The organism is Streptococcus infantis, from assembly GCF_001579645.1.
GTDB classification, from domain to species: Bacteria; Bacillota; Bacilli; order Lactobacillales; family Streptococcaceae; genus Streptococcus; species Streptococcus infantis_E.
This window is the reverse complement of the sequence record NZ_KQ970819.1, coordinates 156,015-161,453: the sequence shown is the minus strand read 5'-3', so window position 1 is coordinate 161,453 and position 5,439 is coordinate 156,015. Positions and strand designations below refer to the sequence as shown.

At 35.6% G+C, this 5,439-nt stretch carries 10 protein-coding genes; all 10 read left to right on the top strand.

Annotated elements, in window-relative coordinates; all coding sequences use genetic code 11:
• Positions 1-54 precede the first annotated feature (54 nt).
• Positions 55-225, top strand: coding sequence for an RHS domain-containing protein (locus tag SINDD18_RS11665; protein ID WP_431305823.1), 171 nt, complete (start codon positions 55-57; stop codon positions 223-225).
• A 60-nt stretch (positions 226-285) separates the two neighbouring features.
• Positions 286-774: an RHS repeat-associated core domain-containing protein gene (locus tag SINDD18_RS05115; protein ID WP_193750831.1), complete on the top strand. Its 489-nt coding sequence runs from the start codon at positions 286-288 to the stop codon at positions 772-774.
• A complete protein-coding gene (locus SINDD18_RS05110; protein WP_045615782.1) occupies positions 767-1,012 on the top strand; it encodes a hypothetical protein in 246 nt (81 codons plus the stop codon). The genes SINDD18_RS05115 and SINDD18_RS05110 overlap by 8 nt, the downstream gene beginning before the upstream one ends.
• A 405-nt stretch (positions 1,013-1,417) precedes the next feature.
• Entirely contained in the window at positions 1,418-2,257 is an 840-nt protein-coding gene (locus SINDD18_RS05105; protein ID WP_061863341.1) for a DUF2750 domain-containing protein, read from the top strand.
• 71 nt (positions 2,258-2,328) lie between these two features.
• A complete protein-coding gene (locus SINDD18_RS10450; RefSeq protein ID WP_241497343.1) occupies positions 2,329-2,589 on the top strand; it encodes an RHS repeat-associated core domain-containing protein in 261 nt (86 codons plus the stop codon).
• 18 nt (positions 2,590-2,607) lie between these two features.
• Positions 2,608-2,835, top strand: a complete 228-nt coding sequence (locus SINDD18_RS05095; protein ID WP_045615780.1) for a DUF6883 domain-containing protein — start codon at positions 2,608-2,610, stop codon at positions 2,833-2,835.
• A gap of 45 nt (positions 2,836-2,880) precedes the next feature.
• A complete protein-coding gene (locus SINDD18_RS05090) occupies positions 2,881-3,084 on the top strand; it encodes a DUF4926 domain-containing protein (RefSeq protein ID WP_061863340.1) in 204 nt (67 codons plus the stop codon).
• Between the two features lie 247 nt (positions 3,085-3,331).
• Positions 3,332-4,183: a hypothetical protein gene (locus SINDD18_RS05085; RefSeq protein ID WP_061863339.1), complete on the top strand. Its 852-nt coding sequence runs from the start codon at positions 3,332-3,334 to the stop codon at positions 4,181-4,183.
• Between the two features lie 163 nt (positions 4,184-4,346).
• Positions 4,347-4,805 (top strand): RHS repeat-associated core domain-containing protein, encoded by a 459-nt coding sequence (locus SINDD18_RS10445; RefSeq protein ID WP_081108264.1) that lies wholly within the window; start codon positions 4,347-4,349, stop codon positions 4,803-4,805.
• 108 nt (positions 4,806-4,913) lie between these two features.
• On the top strand, positions 4,914-5,439 hold a 526-nt coding region (locus tag SINDD18_RS05075), incomplete at its 3' end, for a hypothetical protein (protein ID WP_241497342.1).

Below are 5,439 nucleotides of genomic sequence, written 5' to 3'. Positions count from 1 at the left end.
AGCTTTGATTAGCAAATCGTAGCCCGTACGAAACCTCCAATCCCGATGTAGAGTATTGACGTAGAGCATTGTGGTACGCACGAAAGCGGTTTCTCCTATCTAAACCACATCAGCGAAGACGGCGAAAGCCGACAACAAACCCACTACTTCTACTGCGACCAAATCGGCATACCGAGGGAGATGACCGATAAGGATGGCAATTCGCTGTGGTTCGGCGATTATTAAGGTTGGGACAAACTAAAGAGCAAAACTAACACATCCTGAACTGCTCACCAACCCTTCCGATTGCAAAACCAGTATTGCGACTGTGAAACGTGGCTGCATTACAACTTCTTCAGGTACTACGACAGTAGAATCGGACGGTTTAACAATCAAGATCCCAAAGGATTAGTGGGCGGGGAGAATTTTTATGCTTTTGCGCCTAATGCTCAGGTGTGGGTTGATCCTCTAGGTTTGAATAAATGCTGTGAAAATAGCAAAGTTAAAACAGAACCAAACACAGCATTTTTTTGGTCAGGTAGAACAGATGGTATTGGTGGACAACATATTGCTGCCGATATTGCCAAATCTAAAGGAGGAACAACATTAGAAATGTTAATTGAAGCTAGAAAAATTATCATGCCTACGTGGGATCAAAATAACCAAGCAAGCATTAAAGCATGGGAAGATATTTCATCAGAGTATGCAACATGCGCTTCTGGTACTGTAACAGGCGTTATTGGTAAAGATCTGCGACCAGGAAATATATGGGAAAAAGGTAATTACTATGGATGATTTCGTAATTGAAAAAATTTCAAGAGGTATGTTAATTGTTTCTTTAAATGGAAATGAAATTTCATTTGAAGGAGAAATGTTCTTTCCAAATAATGAGTTTCACTTTTCCCTATATGCGAAAACAGCAAAATTTACTAAGACCAACCAAATTTTAAGCAAGGAAGAGTTAGATAATATTTTAGAACATTTAAAAAAAGAATTTATTTTAAAAAATAGAGTATTAGACATAATTTTCTAAATTTAATTATCAACTGTAAAGTAGCCCAAGCAAGCCGTATACCACATGAAACTTCCAATTACGATGTAAAGTAAGTCGTAGCCTGTACAAAACCTTCAGTCCTGACGTAGGGGGTGTGTAGTACGCATGCGGTTTTTGTTTCCAGCCGATCTTAATATCTTTTTTGAGGTCGTCTGAACTATTTGTTCGTTAAAATCTCATTACCATTAGTAATGGCATTCTATCTAGAGGTCGTTTTTCCTGATAGCTGAGAAACTAATTGACATAGACAAATACAGAAAAGAATATATATTATGTTGAAAATATCAAATAATTCGTTAAATGGGATTGTATTGGGGCAAAAAAATGTGGTGGAAAATCTGAGCAAAAAATCAAAGATTCACGAAAGTAGAAAGGATTTAAATAATGGGCCTGCCAAAACAAGCAATTGATTCAATTGTTAAATTATCAGCTAAAGAAAGATTGGATTATTCTATTAAAACTATATCTGGTATTGAAACTTTATACCTACTAAATGGAAAGGATGACTGGATATGTTTGCAAGATGATGAAGGAAAAGAATATCTAATGATTTTTCCAGAATCTGAGTTTGCGGAGTTAGCTCTCCAATGGAATCCTCACGCATTGAGAATAGATAAAATGGAACTAGAGAACTTCTTAGAAGATACCGTTCCTTTAATGTCTGAAAATAATATTAGATTAGCTATTTTTCCTATAGATGAAAAAACAGAAACTATTATTTTGGATCCAATTGAATTTGCTAAGATGATCAATGATTATTTTAATGAGTGGTATGGGGAAGAATTTGATTTACCTTATTTGTCGATGGTTTTACAACAAAAAGCAATAAATGCAATTCTTAATTTGTCCAGTCAAGAACGTTGTGAGCATACTTTAAAAAGGATAGCTGACTCTGGAGTTCTATATGTTTTAGCAGACGAAGAAGGAGATTGGATATTATGGGGAGATGAGAAAAATTCATCTTTAGCCATATGGCCTGAATTAGAGTTCGCAAGAATTATGGCAAATTCTGAAGATAAGAATTCTGATATTTATGAAATTGAGATAGAAGAATTTTTAGAGGATGGAATACCATGGTTGATAGAAAATAATATAGGTGTAGCTGTCTTTCCGATTCCTGACAATCCTGAAACTATTGATATGAAGGCTATTCAGTTTGCTGCCTCAGTCAATAAAATCTTAGATGAAAGTTATGATGAGGCCTTAGATTTGCCTTATCTTTAAACGAATAGTCAGTTCGAGATCTAACCAAACCGTAAGGTCGTCTGAAAAAGGATGAGCGGTTTTACAAGCATGTGCATCAACCCTTCCGATTGCAAAACCAGTATTGCGACCGTGAAACGGGGTTGCACTACAACTTCTTCAGGTATTATGAGCCTGATGCGGGTCGGTTTGTGAATCAGGATCCGATTGGGCTGTTGGACGGGGAGAATCTGTATGCGTTTGCGGCAAATGCTCAAGATTGGCTTTATCTATTAGGTCTTTGCTCTAATTCGAAATTACCTAATGCAGATAAGGCTATCATTGACCCCAAAAAATCACGGGATATGCCTTAAATACAGAACACCCTGTAGGTGGAAAAAGCAAAGGTTTTTCAATCTGCATTAGGATTTAATCAATCAAATGTAGATGAGTTGATTAAAAAAAATCAACAAGGTGTTTGTGAAAACCCAGCAACTCCAGGTAAATGTGATGAACATGGGCAACGCTATACTGTTGATATTCCAATGACTGGTCCAATTGGACAGACCGCCACAGTTAGAACTGGTTGGATAATCGATAGCGGACAATCAATTCCATGATTGGCAATTACATATGTTTTATAGTTAATTATTAAGGAGTTTATAGTGAAATATTCGCTTTTAGAAGTAGTCAAATTGCAACAAGATCTTCCTGGTTTTAATTTACAAAAGGGAGACATCGGTGCTATTGTAGAAGTTTATTCAAATCCTTATGAAGCATATGAAGTTGAATTCTGCGATACTAAAGGAAAAACAATCGCACTACTAACTTTAAAGCCAGAACAATTAATGCTATTTCTTGATACATAATATTATTCTTATGAATCTTATAAGCAAGCCGTAGCCTACATGAAACCTTCAATTCCGCCGTAGCATGGGAGCGGTAATCATGCTGTTTCTGCCTTTCAGACAACCTCAATTCTTTTTCGAGGTCGTCTGAAATATTTGTTCTTTAACAATCTCATTACCATTAGTAATGGCATTCTATCTAGAGGTCATTTTTCCTGATGGCTGAGAAGCTAATTGACATAGACAAATACAGGAAAGGATATGTATTATGTTGAAAATATTAAATAATTCGTTAAATGGGATTGTATTGGGTCAAAAAAAGGCTGACTTTGATGATGTTATTTTAAATAATCCTAATTATTCATTAGAGTTTGATAGAAAACACAAGACACAATCTGATTCAGAATTGATTACTGTATCCTCCTTGAGGAATTGTGATGAATTTTGCTTAAATGGAAAAGTTATTAACTTTTCAAATCTTGAAAAATTTTTAGAAGAGGAGGATCCTCTAATAGAAGTTTCAGATGAAGAAAATTATTTTTATTTTTTTCCAAAATATAATTTAGTTTTATATGTTGACTATAAGGATAATTTGTTTCTGCAGATATTAATTTACGATGAGAGTATAAGAGATTTATATGATAATAAAGGTAAAAAGTACTCAGACTTTCAAAAAAGTAAACTTAAAAACCCAACTTTAAATCATGATAAATTAATATTTATTCCTTATAAGAGCGTAGGCGATTTTGAATTAAATTGTTCTCTATCAGATGTTATAAGAAAATATGACATATCAAACAATGTTATCCCGAAGGTAAAAAATATTATAGAGATAAACAATTTTGTACTAAGGTTTGATAATGAAAAGTTAACTGAGGTTACAATTTTCAATGATAAGAAAGTAGAGCTTGCAATATACTATAATGAAATAGATATATCATCAAAAAAAGGGTTTGCTGAGCTATTAAGTCAATATGATGTTATCGAGAGAACGAAATCTAAATATCTTTTCAAAGAATTAGGTCTAGTTGTAGAAAAAGATCTGTCCGAATTTCGTTTTTTTGAACAATCATTATTAAAATTTTGGGTAAATTTGCATAGACCTATTACTAGCTGGTAATCACAAGTAAGCCGTAGCCTGCACAAAACCTTCAGTCCTGATGTAGGGTGTGTGCGGTACGCACGCAAACGGTTTCGCCTATCAAAACCACATCAACGAAGACGAAGAAAGTTGCCAGTAAACCCACTACTTCTACTGCGACCAAATCGGCATACCGAGGGAGATGACTGATAAGGATGGCAATTTGCTGTGGTTCGGCGATTATTACGGTTGGGGCAAACTAAAGAGCGAAACTAACACATCCGGAACTGCTCACCAACCCTTCCGATTGCAAAACCAGTATTGCGACCGTGAAACGGTGTTGCACTACAACTTCTTCAGGTATTATAAGCCTGAGGCTGGGCGATTTGTGAATCAGGATCCGATTGGGTTGTTGGGCGCAGGGGATAACCTTTATCAGTTTGCTGTAAATGCTCAAAGTTGGATTGATCCGTTGGGACTTTCTCGTAACAGGTTAGCTACAGTAGGTAAAACGCCATCAAAAGTGAGTCCCACTGGTAGGGCTGTAATGCAGCGCATGTTAAGCGCTAAGGAGCTACGTGGTATGTCGGCTGAGCAGATTAGTAATTTAAGACGTGTAAGCGATATTCCTAGCTCTGCCCAATTTTGGGATACTCCATAGGTATGATATGGATAAACGAATCGGGCCTAGGCAGAAATCTGATTATGGCCATTGATATTATAGAATCTACACTTAACATTGTTTAATTTAATTGAGGAGTTGTATGCTATGAATTTAGATGCAGTTAATCCAGAATTGGAATCAAAAATTAATGATTTAGTTTGCGAAGCTTATAGTAAATCTTTTTCGGAACAAGAAAAATTATTAAAAGAAGCATTTGAGCTAATACCTAAGCCAGTAACTCAATGGGCGCATCCAACTACAATGGTTACGATTGCCTTATTTGAGTTATATTATAAACATCAAAAATATGAACATGCTGAGGAATGGCTGACTATTGCTTTGAGTGTTGCCGATTTAGGAACAACTAATGCAGGAACATATCTATTAGGCGGTATTTTTTATTATGATATTGAAAAATATGATGATGCTTATCAATATTTCGATATAGCTTATAACGATGCTGGATATTATCCATTCAGTATCGAGGACAAAAAATATTGGCAGTTTTATAAGCAGCGTAAAGAAGAACTAAATCCTAAGAAAAAAACAAAAAGTAAGATTCGATATTTTCAGACGGCCTCTACCAAATCGCCTCCCCCGACGGCGGCGCACGGCTGCTGTTTGCCGAAGT

What these genes read in the sequence shown, in the direction of transcription:
- SINDD18_RS10445 (WP_081108264.1), top strand. Translation starts at nt 4,347, where the DNA reads ATGACTGATAAGGATGGCAATTTGCTGTGGTTCGGCGATTATTACGGT.
- SINDD18_RS05085 (WP_061863339.1), top strand. Translation starts at nt 3,332, where the DNA reads ATGTTGAAAATATTAAATAATTCGTTAAATGGGATTGTATTGGGTCAA.
- SINDD18_RS05110 (WP_045615782.1), top strand. Translation starts at nt 767, where the DNA reads ATGGATGATTTCGTAATTGAAAAAATTTCAAGAGGTATGTTAATTGTT.
- SINDD18_RS05105 (WP_061863341.1), top strand. Translation starts at nt 1,418, where the DNA reads ATGGGCCTGCCAAAACAAGCAATTGATTCAATTGTTAAATTATCAGCT.